The sequence below is a fragment of the Rhizobium freirei PRF 81 genome (assembly GCF_000359745.1).
In the GTDB taxonomy this organism is placed as follows: domain Bacteria; phylum Pseudomonadota; class Alphaproteobacteria; order Rhizobiales; family Rhizobiaceae; genus Rhizobium; species Rhizobium freirei.
This window is the reverse complement of the sequence record NZ_AQHN01000072.1, coordinates 185,989-209,173: the sequence shown is the minus strand read 5'-3', so window position 1 is coordinate 209,173 and position 23,185 is coordinate 185,989. Positions and strand designations below refer to the sequence as shown.

The 23,185-nt window shown below is 61.4% G+C and carries 18 protein-coding genes; 11 read left to right on the top strand and 7 right to left on the bottom strand.

Annotation, left to right across the window (positions count from 1 at the left end; translation table 11 throughout):
• Positions 1-5: 5 nt before the first annotated feature.
• Positions 6-965, bottom strand: a complete 960-nt coding sequence (locus RHSP_RS19985) for a lysylphosphatidylglycerol synthase transmembrane domain-containing protein (protein WP_037153134.1) — start codon at positions 963-965, stop codon at positions 6-8.
• 96 nt (positions 966-1,061) lie between these two features.
• Between RHSP_RS19985 and RHSP_RS19980 the strand changes: the two genes are divergently transcribed.
• The gene (locus tag RHSP_RS19980; protein ID WP_037153293.1) at positions 1,062-2,081 is read left to right on the top strand and encodes a glycosyltransferase family 2 protein; all 1,020 of its coding nucleotides are present in this window, start codon (positions 1,062-1,064) and stop codon (positions 2,079-2,081) included.
• A gap of 93 nt (positions 2,082-2,174) precedes the next feature.
• Here the strand turns inward: RHSP_RS19980 and RHSP_RS19975 are convergent, their stop codons facing one another.
• Positions 2,175-3,542, bottom strand: a complete 1,368-nt coding sequence (locus RHSP_RS19975; protein ID WP_004121748.1) for an aspartate aminotransferase family protein — start codon at positions 3,540-3,542, stop codon at positions 2,175-2,177.
• Positions 3,543-3,829: 287 nt separating this feature from the next.
• Here RHSP_RS19975 and RHSP_RS19970 point away from each other — a divergent pair, with 287 nt between their 5' ends.
• Positions 3,830-5,170: a glutamine synthetase family protein gene (locus RHSP_RS19970; protein WP_037153291.1), complete on the top strand. Its 1,341-nt coding sequence runs from the start codon at positions 3,830-3,832 to the stop codon at positions 5,168-5,170.
• Between the two features lie 5 nt (positions 5,171-5,175).
• Here the strand turns inward: RHSP_RS19970 and RHSP_RS19965 are convergent, their stop codons facing one another.
• Entirely contained in the window at positions 5,176-6,123 is a 948-nt protein-coding gene (locus tag RHSP_RS19965; protein ID WP_004121743.1) for a diacylglycerol/lipid kinase family protein, read from the bottom strand.
• Between the two features lie 327 nt (positions 6,124-6,450).
• Between RHSP_RS19965 and RHSP_RS19960 the strand changes: the two genes are divergently transcribed.
• Positions 6,451-7,668, top strand: coding sequence for an MFS transporter (locus RHSP_RS19960; protein ID WP_004121740.1), 1,218 nt, complete (start codon positions 6,451-6,453; stop codon positions 7,666-7,668).
• Here the strand turns inward: RHSP_RS19960 and RHSP_RS19955 are convergent.
• The gene (locus RHSP_RS19955; RefSeq protein WP_004121737.1) at positions 7,633-8,037 is read right to left on the bottom strand and encodes a winged helix-turn-helix transcriptional regulator; all 405 of its coding nucleotides are present in this window, start codon (positions 8,035-8,037) and stop codon (positions 7,633-7,635) included. The two genes, RHSP_RS19960 and RHSP_RS19955, sit on opposite strands and share 36 nt — an antisense overlap.
• Before the next feature lie 104 nt (positions 8,038-8,141).
• Between RHSP_RS19955 and RHSP_RS19950 the strand changes: the two genes are divergently transcribed.
• Positions 8,142-9,155, top strand: coding sequence for a zinc-binding alcohol dehydrogenase family protein (locus tag RHSP_RS19950; protein WP_004121734.1), 1,014 nt, complete (start codon positions 8,142-8,144; stop codon positions 9,153-9,155).
• Between the two features lie 353 nt (positions 9,156-9,508).
• Positions 9,509-10,882, top strand: coding sequence for a magnesium transporter (gene mgtE / locus RHSP_RS19945; RefSeq protein ID WP_004121731.1), 1,374 nt, complete (start codon positions 9,509-9,511; stop codon positions 10,880-10,882).
• Positions 10,883-10,934: 52 nt separating this feature from the next.
• On the opposite strand, the gene RHSP_RS19940 is transcribed toward mgtE, so the two are convergent.
• Positions 10,935-11,408, bottom strand: a complete 474-nt coding sequence (locus RHSP_RS19940; protein WP_004121727.1) for an Lrp/AsnC family transcriptional regulator — start codon at positions 11,406-11,408, stop codon at positions 10,935-10,937.
• 145 nt (positions 11,409-11,553) lie between these two features.
• Here RHSP_RS19940 and RHSP_RS19935 point away from each other — a divergent pair, with 145 nt between their 5' ends.
• The gene (locus RHSP_RS19935; protein ID WP_004121724.1) at positions 11,554-12,468 is read left to right on the top strand and encodes a DMT family transporter; all 915 of its coding nucleotides are present in this window, start codon (positions 11,554-11,556) and stop codon (positions 12,466-12,468) included.
• Positions 12,469-12,562: 94 nt separating this feature from the next.
• Here RHSP_RS19935 and RHSP_RS19930 read toward each other — a convergent pair whose 3' ends face one another.
• Together RHSP_RS19930 and RHSP_RS19925 are read right to left on the bottom strand one after the other, a co-directional pair.
• Positions 12,563-13,090 carry a GNAT family N-acetyltransferase gene (locus RHSP_RS19930; protein ID WP_004121721.1) on the bottom strand — a complete coding sequence of 176 codons (528 nt, stop codon included), beginning with the start codon at positions 13,088-13,090 and terminating at the stop codon, positions 12,563-12,565.
• Positions 13,091-13,096: 6 nt separating this feature from the next.
• The gene (locus RHSP_RS19925; protein WP_004121718.1) at positions 13,097-14,761 is read right to left on the bottom strand and encodes an electron transfer flavoprotein-ubiquinone oxidoreductase; all 1,665 of its coding nucleotides are present in this window, start codon (positions 14,759-14,761) and stop codon (positions 13,097-13,099) included.
• Between the two features lie 293 nt (positions 14,762-15,054).
• Here RHSP_RS19925 and RHSP_RS19920 point away from each other — a divergent pair, with 293 nt between their 5' ends.
• From RHSP_RS19920 to RHSP_RS19900, 5 genes are all read left to right on the top strand, one after another.
• Complete coding sequence (locus tag RHSP_RS19920) at positions 15,055-15,843, top strand: SDR family oxidoreductase (protein ID WP_037153286.1); 789 nt, start codon at positions 15,055-15,057, stop codon at positions 15,841-15,843.
• 424 nt (positions 15,844-16,267) lie between these two features.
• Positions 16,268-17,509 (top strand): efflux RND transporter periplasmic adaptor subunit, encoded by a 1,242-nt coding sequence (locus RHSP_RS19915; RefSeq protein WP_004121713.1) that lies wholly within the window; start codon positions 16,268-16,270, stop codon positions 17,507-17,509.
• Positions 17,506-20,625, top strand: a complete 3,120-nt coding sequence (locus RHSP_RS19910; RefSeq protein WP_004121711.1) for an efflux RND transporter permease subunit — start codon at positions 17,506-17,508, stop codon at positions 20,623-20,625. Before RHSP_RS19915 ends, RHSP_RS19910 begins: the two co-directional genes overlap by 4 nt.
• 229 nt (positions 20,626-20,854) lie before the next feature.
• Entirely contained in the window at positions 20,855-22,144 is a 1,290-nt protein-coding gene (locus RHSP_RS19905) for an Hsp70 family protein (protein ID WP_004121709.1), read from the top strand.
• A gap of 153 nt (positions 22,145-22,297) precedes the next feature.
• Complete coding sequence (locus RHSP_RS19900) at positions 22,298-23,185, top strand: uracil-DNA glycosylase (protein WP_004121705.1); 888 nt, start codon at positions 22,298-22,300, stop codon at positions 23,183-23,185.

Here is a 23,185-nt window from a genome sequence, read left to right as displayed (position 1 = left end):
CCGGATCAGGCACGCTTGCGCCCGACCAGCAATCCGATCGCCGTTCCCGTCAGCGCCGACACCACGATCAGCAGATGGGCATTGATGCTCGCCTGAGCGAGATTCTCGATTGCCGCCTTCGCACTCGAAGCCCCGAAGGCCATGGCGCCGGCAGTGATACCGGCCGGATAGGTGCCGACGCCGCCCGGCGCATGCACCGGCAGGACGGATGACAATTCGCCACCGAGCGCGCCGCCGAAGCTTGCCGAAAGCGGCGTGACATTCATGAGGCCAAGCGCCCAGGCCAGCACCACGACCTTGACCAGCCAGTTGACGACGGTCGCCAGCCAGGCGCGCGCGAAGGCGCTGATATCAACCGGCAGGCCACGCTCCAGCTCGTGAACCAGCCCCTGAGCCTTCTTCGGCAGGGTACGGGCGGCAAGGCGGATCAACGGCCTGCGGGACGCAAAGCCCACGACGGGCAGCAGCAGAAAAATCGCCCATGCGATCCAGGAAAGAGCGCGATAGGGCGAAGCAAGCGCGAGGCCGACACCGGCTGCGGTCAGCAGCGCGTGCAGATCGAGCAGCCGCATGACGAACAGCGCCGATGTGCCGCGCGCCAGCGGAATGCCGAATTCCGAGCGCATCAGCACCGGGAAGCTGGTCTCGCCCGTGCGGAAAGGCATCATGATATTCAGCAGGTTATGCACCTGCGTCACGCGAAACAACGAGGTGAAGCGGCCGGTCGTTTCTTTCGGGAAGTAGTCGTAGATGCGCCATGTGCGCAGGAAATAGGTGCCGGTCAGAAGCGCGAGCGCCGTAAGGATCGGCAGAGCGCCGACCTTGCTCCATTGCGCCAGGATGGAACTCCAGCCCCAGAACCATTCGATGAAAGCGGCATAAGCCACGACAACGGCGAGGGTCAGCAGCATCATTCGGTTGCGAATAAACCAATTCTGTCGGCTGGCCACCATGGGAGTCTTCATGTAGTTAGGGCACCCAAATGCGAGCGGAGGCTTCAAACCGGACTTTTCGCTCGTTTCGTCCGGCAAGTTCTGTCGGTCTTTTAGGAGAAAGAAGTGTTGCAGACAACGGCAGAGTCGCCCCTCCCCCAGGCCGATGCGGCAGACCCTCTAGAGCTTTCGCTGGTCGTACCCGTCTTCAACGAGGAAGAAAGCGTCGGACCGCTGATCGAGCGTATCTGTACGGCGATGACCGGTTTTACCAAACCGTGGGAGCTGATCCTCGTCGATGACGGCAGCACGGATGCGACGCTTGCCAATGCGCGCCGGTCGCTGACGCGCGACGGGCTGATCCTGCGCATCGTCGAATTGCAGCGCAATTTCGGCCAGACGGCAGCCATGCAGGCCGGCATCGATGCCGCCGACGGCCGCCTCATCGCCACCATGGACGGCGACCTGCAGAACGATCCGAAGGATATTCCTTCGATGGTCGATGAATTGGAGCGGCGTCAGCTCGACCTGCTCGTCGGCTGGCGCAAGAACCGCCAGGATGGCCTCCTGCTGCGCAAGATCCCCTCCTGGTGCGCCAACTACCTGATCGGCCGCATCACCGGCGTCAAGCTGCACGATTATGGCTGCAGCCTGAAGATCTATCGCGCCTCCATCATCAAGCAGGTCAAGCTGATGGGCGAGATGCACCGCTTCATTCCGGCCTGGGTCGCCGGCGTCGTACCGAGCTCGCGCATCGGCGAAGTGCCCGTCACCCACCATGCCCGCCAGCACGGCACGTCGAAATACGGGATCTCGCGCACCTTCCGCGTCATTCTCGATCTGCTGTCGGTGATGTTCTTCATGCGCTACAAGGCGCGGCCGGGGCATTTCTTCGGTTCGCTTGGCCTTGGCCTTGGCGCGCTTGCAGCGATTATCCTGTTCTGGCTGTTTATCGACAAGTTCATCTTCGGTGACGATATCGGCAGCCGTCCGCTGCTGATGGTCGGCGTCGTGCTGCTGCTGTCGTCCGTTCAGATGATCACGACAGGCATTCTCGCCGAAATGATCGCCCGCATCTATTATCGCGACGATCTTTCGCCGAACTATATCGTGCGCAAGATCTTCGACCGCGATCATCAGGATGCCTAGGCTTCCAATCTGAATGCCGGGCTGCCGGCTTCATGATCGCACCCTCCGTGCGCCGTCCTATGGCGCACGGCCGTCGTTGAAACGAAGCGCCGCTTACGAGCGCATGTCGCCCCAAACGGCATCGAGCGCCTGCCGCGCGATCCGCACCATCGTATCCACCTCCTCATGGCTGATGATGAGCGGCGGCGAGGCCAGCATGCGGTCTCCTGTTGCCCGCAGCACGAGACCGTTTGCCAGGGCATGGTTGCGCACGGCCGAACCTATTGCATCCGGCTTCTCAAACCGACGGCGCGTGGATTTGTCGGCGGCAAGCTGCAATGCACCCATGAGACCGACGCTGACGGCTTCGCCGACCATGTCGTGATCAGCGAGGCTACCCCAGGCCTTGGCGAAGTAAGGGCCGATGTCGTCGCGAACGCGCTCGACCAGCCGTTCCTCCTCGATGATCCTCAAATTCTCCAGAGCGGCGGCCGCGCAAACCGGATGGCCCGAATAGGTGAAGCCGTGATTGAATTCCCCGACCTCGTTGATCAACACATCGGCGATGCGATCGCTGACGAGCACGCCGCCGATCGGCAGATAGCCGGAGGAAAGCCCCTTGGCGATCGGCGCAAGATCGGGCTCGACGCCGAAATGCTGATGGCCGAACCATGAGCCAAGGCGACCGAAGCCGCAGATGACTTCGTCGCTCACGAGAAGAATGTTCCTCGCCTTGCAGATGCGCGCGATCTCGGGCCAGTAGGTGGAGGGCGGAATGATGACGCCGCCTGCCCCTTGCACGGGTTCCGCGATGAAAGCGGCGACATTGTCCTCGCCCAATTCGTCGATCTTCTCTTCCAGTTCGCGGGCGATTTTCAGGCCGAATTCTTCCGGCGAGAGATCGCCGCCCTCGGCATACCAATAGGGCTGGCCGATATGGACGATGCCTGCGATCGGCAGATCGCCCTGCTCGTGCATGTACTTCATGCCGCCCATGCTGGCGCCGGCGACGGTGGAGCCGTGATAGCCGTTCCTGCGGGCAATGACGACCTTCTTCGTCGGCTTGCCGACCGCGGCCCAATAGACCCGCGCCATGCGGAACCAGGTGTCATTGGCCTCCGAGCCGGAATTGGTGAAGAAGGCGTGGTTGAACTGCGGACCGGCATGGGCGCAGACCTTTTCGGCGAGCAGTGTCGCGGGCGTCGTCGTGGTGCCAAAGAAGGTGTTGTAGTAGGGCAGCTCGTTCATCTGCCTGGCAACGGCATCGGCGATTTCGCTGCGGCCATAGCCGATATTCACGCACCAGAGGCCGGCAAATCCATCGAGGTACTTCCGCCCATCCGCATCAAAAATATAGACGCCCTCCCCGCGCTGGATGACGCGGGCACCCTCGGCATTGAGCTTGCGCATATCCGCAAAGGGGTGGAGATGATGGGCGGCATCAAGGGCGGCGAGATTGGAGCGGCTTGGTGTGTCGGACATGGCTGAAACTCACCTCATTGCGATTGGTGTCTGTCAGGCAAGTCCTTGAGCGCCGCGATTATGTGCATGCCCCTCACCCCAGCCCTCTCCCCGTCGAACGGGGAGAGGGAGTTTTCGTGCCACGTGCCGTTTTGAGCGAGGCTGGGCATCGGAGAGTCCCCTCTCCCCGCGTGTGCGGGGAGAGGGTTAGGGTGAGGGGCCTGGCACAAAGCCGCAACGTAGCCAGACTTGACTGAAAACTATCTTGGTTTACGACCATGCCGTGAGGAATGGGGATTTACAAGAGCATGGCAGCCGACAACGCAACCGATGGTAACGCGCGCATCGAAGTGCTGATATCGGACATGAACGGCCGGCTCAGGGGCAAGCAGATCCCGATTTCGGCCGAAAAGAAGGTGTGGTCCGGCGCCGTGCGGCTGCCGACTTCGACACAATCACTCGATATCTGGGGTGACGACAACGACGATATTACCGGCCTGTCGCTGACGATCGGCGATCCGGACGGGATATGTGTTGCCAATGAGCGCACGCTCGCCGACATGCCCTGGGCTCCGGCTGGATCGAAGCAAGTGCTGGCTACCATGCATGAGCTCGACGGCAGTCCAAGCTTTCAGGATCCACGCGCCATCCTCGCTAGTGTGGTCGACCGTTACAGGGCGCTCGGTCTGACGCCCGTCGTTGCGACAGAACTGGAATTCTATCTGCTTGCCGGAGATTGGCGCGAAAGAGGCATCCCCTCGCCGCCGGCAGCACTGACGTACCAGGGCGAGCCGAACGGCTTTCAGCTCTACGACATGGATGCCGTCGATCTTCTCGGCGACTACCTCGAGACGTTGCGCAGCTATGCGCGGGCGCAAGGGCTGCCGGCGGATGCGACGACGGCGGAATTCGGCCCAGGCCAGTTCGAAGTCAACCTGCTGCATCGCCCGGACGTGCTGGCAGCCGCCGACGACTGCATCATGCTGAAGCGCGTGGCCGAACAGGCCGCCCGCAAGCATGGCCTGAAATCGACCTGTATGGCCAAGCCCTATACCGACCATGCCGGCTCCGGACTGCATGTGCATGCCAGCATCATCGACGCTCAAGGCCGCAACGTGCTCGATGCCGCGGGCGGCGAGCCGAGGAGACTGAAGTCGATCTGCGCCGGGCTGCTGCAGACACTGCAGGATGCGCAGCTCATCTTTGCGCCCTATGCCAATTCCTACCGCCGCTTCCAGCCGGGTTCGTTCGCCCCCATCGACCTGACCTGGGGCTTCGGCCATCGCGGCACGGCCGTACGCATTCCCGAAAAGGATGGGCCGGCCGCGCGCATCGAGCACCGCGTCGCGGGCGCGGATGCCAATCCCTATCTAATGCTGGCGGCTATCCTGGGCGGCATGCTGCTCGGCCTGGAGAACGACCTCGATCCCGGTGCGGAGACGACGCCGGCTTGCGTGCCGGCCGATGCACCGCGGCTGACACACGATTTCCTGACCGCCGTCGAGCGCTTCCGCGCGTCAGCCTTCATCGCCGATATTTTCGGCGAGCGATATCAGAAGCTTTACGGCGATACCAAGCACAAGGAAGCGATCCGCCATCTGCGCAGCGTGTCCGATTTCGACTACAGGACGTACCTGCCCCGCCTTTGAGCCCGTCAGATAGCCACGCTATCGATGACACCCTCGCGCGTGACGCTGGCGGCAGTTCCTTGCCGCACCATGACCCTTAGTTCCCCCGGATGGACCTTGAGCGTCACGTCGCGCTCGAGCGGCAGCAACTCGCCATCCATGACGCAGTTCGAGAGATGGCGCAGCTTCGGAAAATGCAGGTGCACCTCCGGCGCATGCATGACCATGACATCGGTATTGTCACGGACCCGGCCACGCAGCATGTCGAATGCCAGACGGGCGACGCCGAGCGGTCGCAAGGGCTTTGCCGTATAAAAGCCCAGCTCACCGCTGCGCAGGCTATCCGCGTAAAGTAGCGCATTGGCTCCGAAGGGATTGTTGGAGACAGAGATCGCCGACACATGCCGGCGATCGTGAATGCCGCCAGCCTCGAAGTCCACATCGAACTCCGGCGGATTGGCAATAACGCCGAAAGCCGCGCGGGTGCTCGCCGACATCTTTCCGAGGCGCGAGCGATAGGTATAGCCGTTGCGGTAGCGCACCATGCGCGCATGCAGGCCGGCGGAAAACTGGTGCACGAAGGCGCGGCCGTTGGCGCTGCCAATATCGACATTGTCGACCTCGCCCGTCGCCAGCACGCTCAGCGTCTGCCAGATGTCGAGCGGCAATCGCAGCGAACGGGCAAAGAGGTTCATGGTGCCAGCCGGAACGACGCCAAGGGCGACGCCGTTTCTCCAGGCAATCGCAGCGGCTGCCGAAATCGTTCCGTCGCCGCCGCCGGCGATGATGCCGTCAATATCGTTCCGCCGGGCGGCCCGTTCCATCGCCGAAACGATGTTGCGCCCCTCCACGATCACAGCTTCGAAATCGTGACCGGCGTCACGGAAGACCTGCTCCGCCCTCTTCTCATAGGCAGCCATGTCGGTCGTGCGGAACGTGCCGCCATCACGATTGAAAAAGCCGATCAGCTTCATCGGGGCTCTTGGTCTTCTCTCAAATTCTATCTCAAAAAGGGGCTGATGCCCCCGTGCGCTTTCACTGAGATGGTTTCGGACAAAGCGATTTCAAGCATTGCGCCGCCTGCGCGGGAAGCAGAACCGGTTGGCACTTATGCGCCAATGGATATGCTGCGCTGCAAAAAATGCACAGGACAGAAATGGTACGATCATTGATATTACCGTTTGAGGCATGTCCATGCCGTCCCAGTCCATTTATTTCCCCATGATGCGCCGAGTACCTGGTTACAAGGTCCGACGCACGATTCGCGGTGCTTCGACCCGATTACCGCCCAAGGAGTTTTCGTGAGCGATATTGCTGTCGAGGCCCTCGATACCCAAACCTCCCTGGAAGCACCGTCGCGCACCGCGATCGCACTGGTGACTTTGGCGTTGGCCGTCGGCAGCTTCGGCATCGGCACGGGCGAATTCGTCATTATGGGGCTTCTGCCCGAGGTCGCCGATACCTTCCGCGTCACGACGCCGGAAGCGGGCCATGTCATCAGCGCCTATGCGCTCGGCGTCGTCGTCGGCGCACCCATTATTGCCGTGCTTGCCGCCAAGATGGCGCGCCGCACGCTGCTTCTGCTGATGATGGCGCTGTTTGCCGCCGGCAATATTTCCAGCGCATTTGCCCCCACCTTCGAGAGCTTCACGGTGCTGCGTTTCATTACGGGCTTGCCGCATGGCGCCTATTTCGGCGTCGCAGCGCTCGTTGCCGCCTCCATGGTGCCGGTCCATCGCCGCGTTCGCGCCGTCGGACAGGTTATGCTCGGCCTGACGATCGCAACGCTGATCGGCACGCCGATCGCCACCTATCTCGGTCAGCTTCTCGAATGGCGCGCAGCCTTCATGATGGTCGGCGGCGTCGGCCTCGTCACCATGCTGCTCATCGCCCTGTTCCTGCCAAAGGACAAGGTCGAGGAAGGCGCCAGCATCACCCGTGAACTGGGTGCGCTCAAGCGCATCCAGGTCTGGCTGTCGCTTGGCGTCGCTGCCATCGGCTTCGGCGGCATGTTTTCCATCTTCAGCTATGTCGCGACGACCACGACCCAGGTGGCGGGCCTCGGCTCCGCCATGGTGCCGATCGTGCTTGCGCTGTTCGGCATCGGCATGAATGTCGGTAATATCGTCGGTTCGCGCCTTGGCGACCTCTCGATCAAGGGCACGATCGGCGGCATGATGATCTTCAACATCGTCATCATGACGCTGTTTTCGCTGACGGCTGCCAATCCCATCATGCTCTGCATCTGCGTCTTCCTGATCGGCTGCGGCTTCGCTGCCTGCCCGGCCGTACAGACCCGGCTGATGGATGTTGCCGCCGATGCACAGACACTGGCCGCCGCCTCCAATCACTCCGCCTTCAACATCGCCAATGCGCTTGGCGCCTGGCTCGGCGGGCTGGTGATCTCCTGGGGCTTCACCGCGGCTGCGACCGGCTATGTCGGCGCGCTTCTCTCCGTCGGCGGACTTGCCGTTTTCGCTCTTTCAGTTGGCCTGGAGCGCCGCACCGGTCACGCATGATATCGGCGGCGCGGCAAGCTCCTGCCGGCCGTTGTGGCAAAGTACATTCTCCTCGCCCCATTCGGCCATCGCCTTGATGATCGGCCGAAGGCTGGCGCCGAGCGGCGTCAGCGCATAATCGACACGAGGCGGCACGACCGGAAAGACGGTGCGCGATACCAGCCCGGATTCCTCCAAATCCCGCAATTGCTTCGTCAGCATGCGCTGCGTCACCGACGGCAATTTGCGGCGGATCTCGTTGAAGCGCAGCGTTCCCTCCATCAGGTGAAACAGGATCACGCCCTTCCATTTACCGTCGAGCAGACTCAGCGTCGCCTCGACCGGGCATCCCGGGAAATTCCTGACAAGCTTGGAGCGGGGAACCGACATCGACAGTATCCTTTTTGTACCTACGTACAGAAATTGTGCATTCTTGCGCCTTTTGACGATAATGCGCATCTAGCCTCTGTGCAACAAACCGAGGAGCTTCTCCCATGCGCGCAGTCGCCTACAAGCAACCGCAACCCATTTCCGCAGCGACATCCCTGATCGATATCGAACTGCCGACGCCAGAAGCAAAGGGCCGTGACCTGCTCGTCGAAGTGAAGGCGGTTTCCGTCAATCCGGTCGATGTCAAAGTCCGTGCCAACGTCGCTCCGAGCGAAGGTGAGTACAAAATCCTCGGCTGGGATGCGGCCGGCATCGTCAAGGCTGTCGGTCCCGAGGTCACCATGTTCAAGCCGGGAGACGAGGTCTTCTATGCAGGCGCCATCAACCGCGGCGGGTCAAATGCCGAGTTCCATCTCGTCGATGAGCGCATCGTCGGCGCCAAGCCGAAGAGCCTCGACTTCCCAGCTACCGCGGCACTGCCGCTGACCTCCATCACCGCCTATGAGGCCCTGTTCGACCGCCTGAAGGTGCAGGACCCCGTGCCCGGCGTGACGAACGCCATCCTTATCATCGGAGGTGCGGGCGGCGTGGGATCGGTTGCCATCCAGATCGCGCGCGCCCTGACCGACCTCACCGTCATCGCAACGGCATCACGGCCGGAAACCCAGGCCTGGGTCAAGGAGCTGGGCGCCCATTACGTTATCGACCATTCGAAGCCGCTTGCGCCGCAGATCGAGGCGCTTGGCATCGGCGCACCGGCCTTCATCTTCTCCACGACGAATACCGCAGATCACATCGCATCGATTGTCGACGCCATTGCGCCCCAGGGCCGGTTCACCCTGATCGACGACCCGAAGACGCTCGATGTCGTGCCCTTCAAACGCAAGGCCGTGTCGATCCACTGGGAGCTGATGTTCACTCGCCCTCTGTTCAACACCGCCGACATGATCGAGCAGCACAAGCTGCTGACGAAGGTCGCGGAGCTGGTGGATGCGGGCAAGATTCGCTCGACGCTGACCGAGACCGCGGGCACGATCAACGCGGCCAATCTGAAGAAGGCGCATGCCCTTGTCGAGACCGGCAAGATGAAGGGCAAGGTCGTCCTGGCGGGCTTCTGATCGACAGAGTTCACAACAATTTGGGCCGGATGCAAGACATCCGGCCATTGCATTTTTACAGAGTTACACCCCAAATTGCTGCATCGCACAAGTTTCAGCCGCCTAAGCAAATTTTTCTTGCGACACTGGGCCTTAAACTGCTTCCACCTCTTGACTTTTTATGCCTTCGGCGCGACTTCTCCGCACATGGGGAACAGCGTTTTTCCATACCGATTAACCGGAGCCATCTTTCGATGCCTAGCGACAGTAGTAGTCGATTGCCTTTGCCGTCAGTAGCATTCGTGCACTAACCGACTCCTGTCGGCTCGCCACGATCCGCTACGACGGCGGATCGACTGGAAAGGCGAGCTATAATGAATATCAACAGCTTTCCCATGCGGGCTGGCAATGCCGCTCGCGCCTTTATCAATAACAACCGCGGCGTGACCATCGCGGAACGCGTCGAGTCCTTGAATGTGCTCGATGCGGCCGAAGCCGCACGCATCCTCGCCAAGATGCCGGAAGAGCGCGCCGTGCGCATTCTCGACCGGCCGGAACTGCGCAATGCATCCGGCATTCTTGAGGTCATGGGCAATGCGGATGCCGCACGGCTGCTGCATGGCATGTCCAACGACCGCGTCGCCGACGTATTGCTGGAGATGGACGTCGACACCCGCGCACGGCTCTTCGCCACGTTCGACGAGCACGCCCGGCAGGCGATCCAGGGACTGATGGGCTACCCGCCGCGCACGGCCGGCGGCATCATGACGACGGAATTCGTCAGCGTGCCGGCAAGCTGGACAGTTGCGCAAACGCTCGATCACATTCGCCAGGTCGAGCGCTCCCGCGAAACGGTCTATGCCATTTATGTGCTGGACGACGAAACGCATGTGCTCATGCACGTCGTAACGCTGCGCCGCCTGATCACCGGCGAGCCCGATGCCTGTATCCTCACCGTCGCCCAGAAGGGCACGCCGGTCACGGCACCGCCGCTGATGAAGCAGGAAGATGTTGCTCGTCTGATCCGGCGCCACGACCTGCTGGCGCTGCCCGTCGTCGACGACAAGGGTCATATGCTGGGGATCGTCACCGTCGACGACGTCATCGACACGATGATCGCCGATACCACCGAGGACGCGCAGAAATTCGGCGGTATGGAAGCTCTCGGCCAGCCCTACATGAAGATCAGCTTTGGCGGCATGATCCGCAAGCGTGCCGGCTGGCTCGCAGCACTCTTCCTCGGAGAAATGCTGACCGCGAGCGCCATGCAGCATTTCGAGGGCGAGCTGGAAAAGGCCGTCGTTCTGACGTTGTTTATCCCGCTGATCATGAGCTCGGGCGGCAATTCCGGTTCTCAGGCTACGTCGCTGATCATCCGGGCGCTGGCGCTCGGCGAACTGAAACTTTCGGACTGGTGGAGGGTCGCGTTCCGCGAACTGCCGACCGGCATAGTGCTCGGCGCGATCCTCGGCCTCGTCGGCTTTGCCCGCATCGTAACCTGGCAGGGCCTCGGCCTCTTCGACTACGGCCCGCACTGGCAGCTGGTCGGCTTCACCGTCTTCGCAGCCCTGATCGGCATCGTGACCTTCGGCTCGCTCGCCGGCTCGATGCTGCCGTTCATCCTGCAGAGGCTGCGGCTGGACCCGGCCAGCGCATCGGCGCCCTTCGTCGCGACGCTCGTCGACGTGACGGGCCTGGTAATCTACTTCTCTGTGGCACTAATGATCCTCAGCGGCACGATGCTCTGAAGATAATCGAATTCTCATCGCAAAGGGGTCGGCAACGGCCCCTTTTTCATTTTCACTCCGGCATTGGCAGCTTCAGCGCGCCGTTGGTCTTGATGGTTCGGATCGCGAAATTAGAGCGCAGATCGACCACGCCGGGAAGAACCAGAAGCTTTTCCGACATCACCTTCTCATAGGCGGCAAGGTCCTCCACGACGACTTCTGCCAGGAAATCGGCCGTTCCCGAAATCAAATGGCAGGCGACAATCTCCGGAATAGCAAGCAAAGCGGCCTGCTGTGCTTCGGAATTCTCCTTCGAATGATGGCCTACCTTGAGCTCGACGAAGACCGTCAGACCGAGACCGGCCTCCTTGCGATCGATGTCGGCTCTGTAGCCACGCAGCAGCCCCGATTTTTCCAGATTGCGAATGCGCCGAAGACAGGGGGACGGCGAGAGATTCACGCGCTCGGCGATCTCGACATTGGTGGCGCGCGCATCCTCCTGAAGGCAGTTGAGGATCGCAATATCGAATTTATCAAGTTTTGGCATATTCGAGAAGCTCAACTATTCATATTGGCAGATTATTGCCCATAGCATGGTTTTCGAGCCATAACTAGCAAGGACATGCCTCCACCTTTGGCGCTATGTTTTCCTCATTCGAACGATAAACCGGATTGTTGGAAAGGATACGTCGATGACCGCTTTGTCTGTCTCCACCCGCAAGGCAACTCCCACCGCGATCGGCTATGCCGGCGCTGTCGTCACGGTGTTGATCTGGGCGAACTGGATCCTCGCCACGCGCCACACGGCCGAGACGCAAATGAGCACGATCGACCTCGGCCTGATCCGCTATGGCGTGCCGGCCCTGGTGCTGGCTCCCGTCTGGTGGCGGACCGGCCTCTTCCCGAAAGGCGTGCCGTTGAGGCTGCTGGCTCTGATGGTCTGTGGCTCCGGCGCCCTCTTCTTCCAGCTGACCACTTTCGCCATCCAGTTCACGCCAGCTTCGTCGGCCGGCATCCTGCTCGGCGGCTCCATGCCGCTGGCAACGGCGCTGATCGGCGTCCTGCTCTTTCGCGAGCGGCTTGATATCACCCGCTGGCTCGGCCTTGGCGGCATCGTCGCCGGTGTCGCGATCCTCCTGGCGCGTAGTCTCTATGGCGTGCAGATTTCCTGGACCGGCTTCACGCTGCTGCCGCTCGCCGCCGTGCTCTGGGCGAGCTACACGCACGCCTTCCGCCGCTCGGGCCTGACTGCGGTGCAATCGAGCGCAGTCATCGCCGTCTGGTCGTTCCTGATCCACCTTGGTCTGGCAGCCATCTTCGGCAGCTCGCTGACTTCGGTGCCACTGCCGGAAATCGGCCTGCAGATCGTCAGCCAGGGCCTGCTGTCCGGCCTTGCCGCAACGCTCGCGTACGGTCTCGCCGTTCAGGCTCTCGGTGGCACGCAGGCCGCAGCTTTCACCGCGATTACGCCGGTTCTCGCCACTATCGGCGGCGGCTTCCTGCTCGGCGAGGAAATCGGCGTGGCTGGCATCGCCGCCGCGATCGTCACCGGCGCTGGCGTCGCCCTCTCTACCGGCCTGCTCGCCCGCAAGCCCGCCCAGCATTGAATCTCACCCTGCGGATACAGACACTTCGATCGGCGGCCCAGAGTAAACCTTGGGCCGCTTTTTCTATTTGCTCTCGTGCCTCGCCGGAAAAGGATCAGAATCGGAGCGCCATTGCGACGCGTCTGGCCGGGTCGGCACCGTGGGCGATTTCATCTTCGAGGATCTGCGTGAGAACGCTCGGCCTCTCTCCCTCAGCCAGGATGCGAAATCCCGCCGAAACATAGAAAGGCGCGTTGAACGCGACGTGGCGGTCCGTCGTCAAGGTGACGCCCGCAGCCCCTTGTGCCTTCGCCGCCGCAATTGAAGCCTCCAGCAGCCGCCTTCCGACGCCCTGTTTCTGCCAGCGCCTGACGACATCGATTTCGGCGATGTGAACGCAACCGTCCTTGCGGATGCCGGCGAGAAAGCCGAATGGCTGATCTTCGCTATCAGCGGCAACGAGCAGCTGCTGCTCCGCCAGAGATTGCCGCAGCACATCGAGAGGCAGGGAGGTAGGCTCGCAGGCAACCGCGCCGGCCTCATGCAGAGCCCAGAAGGCATCCATCTCGATCGCGGCGAGCAAATGCAGCTCGTCGGCCCTGGCCGAACGGATCGTCCAGGCGCCTTGTTCGATCTCGGTCATTTCGTCTCACATATTCGGATAGACCGGTCCCTCGCCGCCCTGCGGCGGAACCCAGTTGATGTTCTGGTTGGGGTCCTTGATGTCGCAGGTCTTGCAGTGGACGCAGTTCTGGGCATTGATGACGAACGTTTCCTTGCCGTCCTTCTCCACCCACTCATAGACGCCTGCCGGACAGTAGCGTGTCGACGGACCGGCAAAAACGTCATGCTCCGACGATACCTGCAGCGCCATATCCTTGACCTGCAGATGCACCGGCTGGTCTTCCTCGTGATTGGTATTCGACAGGAACACCGAGGAGAGGCGATCGAAGGTCAAAATACCATCCGGCTTCGGATAGTCGATCTTCTGATGCTTGGAAGCAGGCTCCAGCGAGGCCGCATCCGTCTTGCCATGCTTCAGCGTACCGAAGAAGGAGAAGCCGAACAGCTGGTTCGTCCACATGTCGAGGCCGCCGAGCGCCACGCCGACCGCCGTGCCGAACTTCGACCAGAGCGGCTTGACGTTCCGGACGCGCTTCAGATCCTTGCCGATATCCGTCTGGCGCCATTCATTCTCGATCTCGATCACTTCGTCATTGGCGCGGCCGGCGGCAATCGCATCGGCGATCTTGTCTGCCGCCAGCATGCCTGACAACACCGCATTGTGGCTGCCCTTGATGCGGGGAACGTTGACGAAGCCGGCCGAACAGCCGATCAGCGCGCCACCGGGGAAGGTCAGCTTCGGCACCGACTGGTAGCCGCCCTCGGTGATGGCGCGGGCGCCATAGGAGATGCGCTTGCCGCCCTCGAAGGTGCCACGAATGGCGGGATGTGTCTTGAAGCGCTGGAATTCCTCGAAAGGATAGAGATAGGGATTCTTGTAATTGAGGTGCACGACGAAACCGACGGCAACCAGATTGTCTTCCAGATGATAGAGGAACGAGCCGCCGCCGGTCTTCATGCCGAGCGGCCAGCCGAAGGAGTGCTGCACCAGGCCCTGGTGGTGATTCTCGGGCTTGACCTGCCAGAGTTCCTTGATGCCGATGCCGAATTTTTGCGGCTCGCGGTCTCTCGACAAATCGAACTTGGCGATGAGCTGCTTGGCGAGCGAGCCACGCACGCCCTCGCCGATCAGCACATACTTGCCCATCAGCGCCATGCCGCGCGTGTAGTTCGGTCCGGGTTCGCCGTTCTTCTCGATGCCCATGTCGCCGGTCGCCACGCCGATGACGACGCCTTCGTCGTTATAGAGCACTTCGGTTGCGGCAAAGCCGGGATAGATTTCGACGCCAAGCGCTTCCGCCTTCTCGGCGAGCCAGCGACAGACATTGCCGAGCGAGACGATATAATTGCCGTGATTGTTCATCAGCGGCGGCATCATGAAGTTCGGGAGGCGTAGGGCGCCGGCGGGTCCGAGGAAGAGGAAGTGATCGTCCTTAACCTCGGTCTTGAAGGGATGTCCCTCCTCTTCGCGCCAGCCCGGCAGCAGGCGATCGATGCCGATCGGATCGACGACGGCGCCAGAGAGGATATGCGCACCGACCTCTGCCCCCTTTTCGAGCACGACGACCGTCAGATCCGGATTGACCTGCTTCAGCCGGATCGCCGCAGACAGCCCCGCAGGACCCGCCCCGACAATCACGACGTCGAATTCCATGCTCTCGCGTTCCGGCAGCTCGCTCGCGTCAGTCATTCACTCTCTCCGCTTGGCCGGCATCCCACTCTGTTGGATCGCAGCCCCATCCCCTTTGGGTATCTTCCCCGTTTCAGATATCTCTTGTCAAAATGGAAAGGGATTGTCGAGCCGGGAAGCGACAGGCAATCCTCCAATTCACCCAACGCGACGATCAAGTTAAATTACCTTTACGTTAACGTCAATATTTTGATCGCATTTGCGACGTCTACCCCGGTAGAGCTTTCAAAGGCGGTCTGTGGCGCTCTATAAGTATGCGTCGAGAGTTCCGAATAGAATGAAGGGTGATGAACATGGATCTTCAGATTGATGGGAAACGTGCACTGGTGCTCGCCTCGTCCAAGGGCCTGGGGCATGGCATCGCCGTTGCGCTGGCGCGAGAGGGCGTAAACGTCCTTCTCTGCGGCCGCAGCGGAGAACGGCTTGACAGCAATTGCAAGGCCATCAATGCCGAAGGCAAAGGCCGGGCCGACTGGGTCTGGGCGGATCTCAGCGACGAGAACTTCGTCGAGACAGTCAGCAGGGCCGTGACCGAGAAGCTCGGCGGCATCGACATTCTCGTCAACAACAGCGGCGGCCCGACACCCGGAACGGCGGAAGACATCACCGCCGACCGGCTGGAAACCTACTTCTTCTCCATGGTCGCCCGGATCATCAGCCTGACCAACACGTTGCTGCCGAGCATGAAGGCTCAAGGCTGGGGACGCATCCTCACCGTCGCCTCCTCCGGCGTCATCGAGCCGATCCCCAATCTGGCACTCTCCAATACGCTGCGCCCTGCTCTCGTCGGCTGGAGCAAGACACTGGCCGGCGAGGTGGCGGCGCATGGGATCACCGTGAACATGCTTCTGCCCGGCAGCATCGCCACCGACCGGCTGGCAGACCTCGACGCGGCCGCGGCCAAGCGCAGCGGCAAAAGCCTGGAAGATATCAGCGCCGAGCGTCAGCAGCGCATTCCGGCCGGCCGCTATGGGCGCATCGAGGAATTCGCAGCGACGGCCGCCTTTCTGTGCAGCGAACCGGCAAGCTATGTGACGGGAACGATGGTCCGCTGCGACGGCGGCGCGGCGCGCGCTCTTTGAAGTCGTCGCACGACCGAAGAGCGGACCCTTGTAAACAGGGTCCGACAACACAATTGCGTGAGCGATGAAAGCGGCCGCCATGAGCTTTGCGACCCATCTCTCCACTATAAATGCTGTATAGGCATGCTCTGCCGTCCAATTATTACATAACGGCAATAAAAAATAGTCATTTGACCGTTTGCTGCGCCGCACAATTCGAGGCAATGCGAAAGCTTTCCAAGCTTTAATTTTTCGTCCCGCCGAACTGTGGTAAATTGCACTGGATCAGCGTTCACCAATTCACGTTATAGGGACAGAATTACCGAACGTTAGCGGTAACGGCGATGTGATGGATTGCGGCGAAGCTCGTCTTTGTTGTGCGGCGCAATAAGTACACCTCAAAGTCATCGCGCTTTCTGCAACTCGCTTTGACCGGTTCTTTAATATGAAAAAATTTTGGCTTCCCCTCGGCCTTCTTGTCGTTGCAGCCCTTTTTGCCTGGGGCTACCGCGATCGTATTCCTTTTCTCTCCACATTTGTTGATAAGGCCTCCGCAGACACCAAGAGCAGCAGCAAGACGACACAGGCAAGTGGCCGCAAGCGCGATTCCGGTCCCACCGCCGTCAAAACGGTTGCCGTTGTGAAGAGAGCGCTGCCGAACGACGTGACGGCCACCGGCTGGGCCGACGCACAGGATACGACGACGATCGCAGCCCAGGAAGCCGGGCTCATCGTAGAGGTCGAGGCGCAGGACGGCGCCATGGTCAAGGCCGGCGACCTCATTGCCAAGCTCGATGCCCGCACCGCACAGGCCACGGTCGAAAAGGATCAGGCGACGCTGGCCAAGGATCAGGCGACGCTGACGGCGGCAGAGACAGCCCTCACCCGCGCCAAGAGCCTGCTCAACAATGCCGGCACGCAGCAGACCGTCGACCAGGCGGTCGCCGCGCGCGATACCGCAGTCGCCACGGTCAACGGCGACAAGGCGCAGCTCGCATCCGATCAGGTGCTTCTGGAACACACCGAAATCCGCGCGCCCTATGACGGTCGCCTCGGCAACGTGCAGCTCAGCGTCGGCGCCTATGTCAGCGCAGGAACGGCCATCGTTTCGATCGCGCAATACAATCCGATCTATGTGAAGTTCCATCTGCAGGAGAGCCACCTCCGCGAGCTCGAAGAGGCCATGCAGGCAGGCGCCGTGCCGGTCAGCACAGTGCCGCGGTCCGCGGAAGGCAAATCGCGCCAGGGTGCGATGAGCTTCTATGACAACCAGGTCGATGCCGCCTCCGGCACCATTCTTGCCAAGGCGAAGTTCGACAATGCCAACGGCGCCATCTGGCCCGGCCAGTCGGTCAACATCGTCGTGCATTTCAACGACAACCAGCCCGTCATCGTCGCCCCCACGGTTGCGATCAGCCCAGGACCGGACGGCTTCTTCGCCTATGTCGTCAAGGACAACAAGGTGCATATGACCCCTGTCACCGTGGCGCGGCAGAACGGCGGATTCACCGCTCTCGCCAAGGGCCTTGCGGAAGGCGATCATGTCGTTACCGAAGGACAGGTGCAGTTGAACGACGGCCAGAACGTCGTCGAACAATTCAGCGACGCCGCACCGCAGAAACTTGCTTCGGCTGACGATCAGTCGGGGCAGAAAACCGAAACGATCTCCGTCGGAGCGCAGCAATGATACCCAGTTTCTGTATCAGGCGGCCGGTCGCGACGACGCTTCTGGCCTTGGGCGTGGTCCTGGCGGGCATGGCGGGTTATCAGCTCGTGCCCGTCGCGGCGTTGCCGCAGGTCGATTTCCCGACCATTAACGTCACCGCGCAGTTGAGCGGCGCCTCGCCGCAAACGATGGCGACATCGGTTTCGACGCCGCTGATCAAGCAGTTCGAAACGATCCCGGGCATTAGTGAAATCTCGTCGACCAACTCGCTCGGCAATACCAGCGTCGTCCTGCAGTTCGATCTCAACCGCAATATCGATGCCGCGGCCGCCGACGTTCAGGCGGCGATCTCGCACGCGACACGGCAGCTGCCAGACAATCTGACGACGCCGCCGAGCTACCGCAAGACCAACCCCGCCGATGCGCCGGTCATGCTGCTTGCCGTGCAGAGCGATACCATGCCGCGCAGCAAGCTCGACGAAATCGCCGAGGACATCATCTCACCATCGCTGTCGACGCTTCCCGGCGTTGCCGAAGTGACTGTTTTCGGCGCACAAACCTACGCGGTGCGCGTCGAGGTCGACCCCGCCAAGCTGCAAAATCGCGGCATCGGCATCGACACCGTCAACAGCGCGCTCGTGACCGCCAATAGCCAGGTCCCGGTCGGCACTCTGCAAAACAATTCGCAGAGCATGACCATCAATGCCAATACACAGCGCACCAATGCCGCGGAATTCCGCTCGCTCGTCATCGCGAATCCGAAGGGCGCGCCGATCCATCTGAGCGATGTCGCCGACGTTCAGGACAGCGTGCAGAACATCAATACCGGCTCCTGGTACGACGGCAAGCGGGCGATCATTCTCGCCATCCAGCGACAGCCGGACGCCAACACCGTCGATGTCGTCGATGCCATCAACGCCAAGCTGCCGCAGCTGCATGCGGAAATTCCGGCATCGGTAAAGACCATCGTCATGAACGATTCGGCCCAGCCGATCCGTGATGCGATCTCGGACGTGAAGTTCACGCTGCTGCTGACGATCGGCCTTGTCGTGCTGGTGATCTATCTCTTCACCGGCCACGTCACGGCAACGATTATTCCAGGCCTTGCCGTGCCGCTGTCGCTGGTTGCGACCTTCGGCATGATGTATGTGCTCGGATACAGTATCGATAACATCTCTCTGCTCGGATTGACGCTTGCGGTCGGCCTTGTGGTGGACGATGCCATCGTCATGCTCGAGAACATATTGCGGCATGTCGAGGAAGGCATGCCGGTGCTCGAGGCGGCGCTGAAGGGGTCGGCCGAAGTCAGCTATACCATCATCTCGATGTCGATCTCGCTGATCGCCGTCTTCATTCCGATCCTGCTGATGGGCGGCGTCGTCGGGCGCATCTTCAACGAATTCGGTATGGTCGTCGCCATCGCGATCGTATCCTCGGCGATCGTATCGCTCACCGTCACCCCGATGCTGAGCTCCCGCCTGTCGGCCGGCCATGACGACGCGCCTTATCCGGTGCGTCTCTTCAACAAAGGCTTCGACTGGACTCAGCGCGGTTATGACAGGGGCGTTGCCTGGTGTCTGCGCCATCGCGGTACGGTGCTGATGAGCTTCCTCGCCTCCGTCGCTCTCTCGGCCTACCTGTTCATGGTATTGCCGGCCAGCTTCTTCCCGACCGAAGACATCGGCCGCCTGACGATTTCGACGCAGGCCCGGCAGGATATTTCCTACCCGGCGATGCAGGATCTGCAGAACCAGGCAGCCGCGCTCGTCAAGCAGAACTCGGCCGTCGCCCACGTCATGTCCATCGTCGGCGGCAATGCGCGCCAGCCGCTCAACAACGGCACCATGTATGTCGAATTGAAACCGAAGGATCAACGCGAGCCCTTGGATCAGACCCTGCGGGAACTGCGCGGCAGCATCAGCAAGATTGCCGGCCTCAAGGCCTATATCACACCGCAGCAGAGCCTGCGCTTTGGCGGCCGCCAGACGGCCAGCCAGTATCAGCTCGTCGTTCAGGCCCTGAGCGCCGACCAGACGAACCTCTGGGCCGGCAAGATCGAAGACGAGATGCGGCGCGATCCGCGCTTCACGGACGTCGCCTCCGATGCCCAGAACAACGCCCTGCAGGCCAATATCGTCGTCGACACGGAAAAGGCCTCGGCCTACGGCATCAGCAACAATCAGTTGCGCACGTCGCTCGAGGAAGGCTTCGGCGGTTACAACGCCGCGCAGATTCAGTCGACCGGCGACAGCTACAATGTCATCGTCGAGTTCGACACCTCCAAGCCCTGGGATGATCAGAGGCTGCAGGAAGTCCGGATCGCCTCTGCAAACGGCGTTCTCGTTCCGCTGTCCAACTTCGCCCATGTCGAACGCACGACCGGCCCCGTCACCATCAACCAGACCGGCCAGCTCGTTTCGACCACCGTCTCCTTCAACCTGCCGGCCGGCGAGGCTCTCGGCGATGCCACGGCGCAGATTGAGCAGATCAAGAAGGATCTCAACATGCCAGCGGACGTCTTCACGTCCTATGGCGGCACGGCACAGATCTTCCAGCAGTCGCAGGGCAGCACGCCTTATCTGATCCTGGCCGCGGTGCTGACGATCTACGTGGTTCTGGGCGTTCTCTACGAGAGCTTCATCCATCCGCTGACCATTCTCTCCGGTCTGCCGGCTGCCGCTCTCGGAGCGCTGCTTGCCCTCAAGATCTTCGGCTTCGACCTGTCGATCATCGCGCTGATCGGCTTGCTGATGCTGATCGGTATCGTGAAGAAAAACGCGATCATGATGATCGACGTGGCGCTCGAAACTTTGCGCTCGACCACGGGCATGTCGCCGGCGGAAGCGATCCACGAGGCTTGTATCCGTCGTTTCCGCCCGATCATGATGACGACCTTCTGCGCCCTGCTCGGTGCCCTGCCAATCGCACTCGGCGGCGGCGCGAGCTCGGAGCTGCGTCAACCGCTCGGTATCGCAGTGGTCGGCGGCCTGGTGGTTTCGCAGATCCTGACGCTGTTCATCACGCCGGTCATCTTCCTTGAGATGAACCGCCTGAACGATTTCCTTGCCCGCTTCGGCAAGCGCAAGGACAAGGACCCGCATCACAAGGAGCCGCCGACAGCCATTGCCGCGGAATGATATGGCGGGCGCCGAAAGGCGCCCGTTTCATTTGCGAGAGGGCCGAAGCACATCACATGCGGTGGCGTAGCCGACGGATCTGCTGCAGGGGAAAATAAAACCCCCTTCACGTCTTGAACTTGAAGTCCGGCCATGTCATGACGCGCCCTCTTTGCGACAAGGGCACGCCTTGCGCCTCATAAGGGGCTTTGCCCCAATCCATACAATTTCGACGGAAGGGAGTGCGGGCATGGCTCGGGCGCTTGGTTTCGACTTCGGCACCACGAATACGGTCCTGGCGATGGCCGATGGACGCGCGACGCAATCGGTCGCCTTCAGCAGTGCGACAGGTACGGCAGACAGCATGCGCACGGCGCTTTCCTTCATGAAGGACCCCGGGCTTGGAGCGGCAGCGCTGAAGGTCGAGGCCGGGCATGCGGCCATCCGCCAGTTCATCGACAATCCCGGCGATTGCCGCTTCCTGCAATCGATCAAGACCTTTGCCGCAAGCGCGCTCTTTCAGGGCACGCTGATCTTCGCCAAGCGCCACAGCTTCGAAGATCTGATGGAGATTTTCGTGCGGCGGCTGCGCGCCTATGCCGGAGAGGGCTGGCCGGGCGACGTTTCCCGGATCGTCACCGGCCGGCCCGTTCATTTCGCTGGAGCCAACCCGGATCCGGCGCTCGCGACGGAGCGCTACAATGCCGCGCTGGCCCGCTTCGGCTTCCCCGAAATTCACTATGTCTACGAGCCGGTGGCCGCCGCCTTCTACTTCGCGCAGAACCTGAAGAAGGATGCGACCGTGCTGGTGGCCGACTTCGGCGGCGGTACGACGGACTATTCCCTCATCCGCTTCGAGACCATCGCCGGAAAGCTCACGGCTACTCCCATCGGCCATTCCGGTGTGGGTATCGCCGGCGATCATTTCGATTTCCGGATGATCGACAACATCGTCTCGCCGGCTATCGGCAAGGGCAGCTTCTTCAAGAGCTTCGACAAGCTGCTGGAAATGCCCTCCTCCTATTACGCCAATTTCGGCCGCTGGAACCAGCTCTCGATCTTCAAGACCTCGCGCGAATATGCCGATCTGAAGACGCTGGTGCGCAGCAGCCTGGAGCCCGAAAAGCTCGAGACCTTTATCGATCTCGTCGAGCATGATGAAGGCTATCCGCTCTATCAGGCCGTATCGGCGACGAAGATGGCGCTTTCCGCCGAGGAGGAGGCGGAATTCAGCTTCCCGCCGCTCGGCAAGGCCGGCCGTCGGCACGTTCGCCGCGCCGATTTCGAAACGTGGATTGCCGAGGATCTCGCCCGTATCGAAGGCGCCCTCGACGACGTACTGACCACCACGAACACGTCGCCCGACGCCATCGACAAGGTGTTCCTAACCGGCGGCACGTCCTTCGTGCCGGCAGTACGCCGCATCTTCACGGAACGTTTCGGCCAGGAGCGCATCGAGACCGGCGGCGAGTTGCTGTCGATCGCCCATGGTCTTGCCCTGATCGGCGAGCGCGAGGACATCGGCCAGTGGACGGCGTGAGATAGCGGGCTCCCTCACCCTTTCGTTCCCGCGCCGCTTTGGCTAGAATCCCTTCGCTTTTCTTCGAATCGCGAAAGGCTCTATCTTTTTTTCGCGCAATTCCGAACGGAAAACCGCTATGCACTTTTCCTGGAATTGCTCTAGAGTTCCCTCATGATTTCCGCCAGCGACCTCACATCGGCCGAACTTGCCGCCCTTCTGCATTTTCATGCAGATGCCGGCGTCGACTGGCTGCTGGAAGATGAGCCGGTCGATCGTTTCGCCGAATTCGAGGCCATGCGTGCCGCCCGGCAAGGGGCGAGGGCGGCGGCGCCTCGGCCGGAAGCACCGCAGCCCACGGCAAAAGCGCAGCCGGATCGCCGTCAGTCCGCAAAGCCAGCCGTGGCACCGCCTCCCGCTTCACCGCGCAATGCGCCTGCTATTCCTGACGAACAGGCCGTCGAACAAGCCCGCTTCGCCGCTGAAAGCGCGCGCTCGCTCAGCGAGCTCAAGACCGCGATCGAAGCCTTCAACAGCTGCAATCTCAAGAACAGCGCCCGCTCGACGATCTTTGCCAGCGGCACGCCAGAAGGCCGAATCATGGTGATCGGCCCGATGCCGAGTGCCGACGACGATCGGGAAGGTACGCCGTTTGCCGGCCGCGCCGGTCAGCTGCTGGACAAGATGCTGGCCGCTATCAGCTTGCAGCGGGACGGGATTCTGCTCACCAACGTCATTCCGTGGCGCCCGCCCGGCAACCGCGCGCCCTCCGCACCGGAAATCGAGATATGCCGCCCGTTCATAGAACGACAGATTGCCCTTGCCGAACCGAAGGCCTTGTTGCTGCTCGGCAATTTTACCGCGCGGCATTTCTTCGGAAGCGCCGAAACTATTCATGGGTTGCGCGGACAATGGCGGGATATCAGCATTCTTGGCCGAACCATACCGGCGATTGCCAGCCTTCATCCGCAGGAATTGCTCACCGCGCCTATCAACAAGCGGCTTGCATGGAATGATCTGCTGGCTTTCAAGAGCCGCATTGACGCCGAAATTTTAGGCTGA

Coding starts and splice junctions, on each gene's coding strand:
- RHSP_RS19930 (WP_004121721.1), bottom strand. CDS start 13,090: ATGACCGAGATCGAACAAGGCGCCTGGACGATCCGTTCGGCCAGGGCC.
- RHSP_RS19970 (WP_037153291.1), top strand. CDS start 3,830: ATGGCAGCCGACAACGCAACCGATGGTAACGCGCGCATCGAAGTGCTG.
- RHSP_RS19905 (WP_004121709.1), top strand. CDS start 20,855: ATGGCTCGGGCGCTTGGTTTCGACTTCGGCACCACGAATACGGTCCTG.
- RHSP_RS19915 (WP_004121713.1), top strand. CDS start 16,268: ATGAAAAAATTTTGGCTTCCCCTCGGCCTTCTTGTCGTTGCAGCCCTT.
- RHSP_RS19910 (WP_004121711.1), top strand. CDS start 17,506: ATGATACCCAGTTTCTGTATCAGGCGGCCGGTCGCGACGACGCTTCTG.
- RHSP_RS19900 (WP_004121705.1), top strand. CDS start 22,298: ATGATTTCCGCCAGCGACCTCACATCGGCCGAACTTGCCGCCCTTCTG.
- RHSP_RS19950 (WP_004121734.1), top strand. CDS start 8,142: ATGCGCGCAGTCGCCTACAAGCAACCGCAACCCATTTCCGCAGCGACA.
- RHSP_RS19975 (WP_004121748.1), bottom strand. CDS start 3,542: ATGTCCGACACACCAAGCCGCTCCAATCTCGCCGCCCTTGATGCCGCC.
- RHSP_RS19940 (WP_004121727.1), bottom strand. CDS start 11,408: ATGCCAAAACTTGATAAATTCGATATTGCGATCCTCAACTGCCTTCAG.
- RHSP_RS19925 (WP_004121718.1), bottom strand. CDS start 14,761: ATGACTGACGCGAGCGAGCTGCCGGAACGCGAGAGCATGGAATTCGAC.
- RHSP_RS19965 (WP_004121743.1), bottom strand. CDS start 6,123: ATGAAGCTGATCGGCTTTTTCAATCGTGATGGCGGCACGTTCCGCACG.
- RHSP_RS19955 (WP_004121737.1), bottom strand. CDS start 8,037: ATGTCGGTTCCCCGCTCCAAGCTTGTCAGGAATTTCCCGGGATGCCCG.
- RHSP_RS19985 (WP_037153134.1), bottom strand. CDS start 965: ATGAAGACTCCCATGGTGGCCAGCCGACAGAATTGGTTTATTCGCAAC.
- mgtE (WP_004121731.1), top strand. CDS start 9,509: ATGAATATCAACAGCTTTCCCATGCGGGCTGGCAATGCCGCTCGCGCC.
- RHSP_RS19935 (WP_004121724.1), top strand. CDS start 11,554: ATGACCGCTTTGTCTGTCTCCACCCGCAAGGCAACTCCCACCGCGATC.
- RHSP_RS19920 (WP_037153286.1), top strand. CDS start 15,055: ATGGATCTTCAGATTGATGGGAAACGTGCACTGGTGCTCGCCTCGTCC.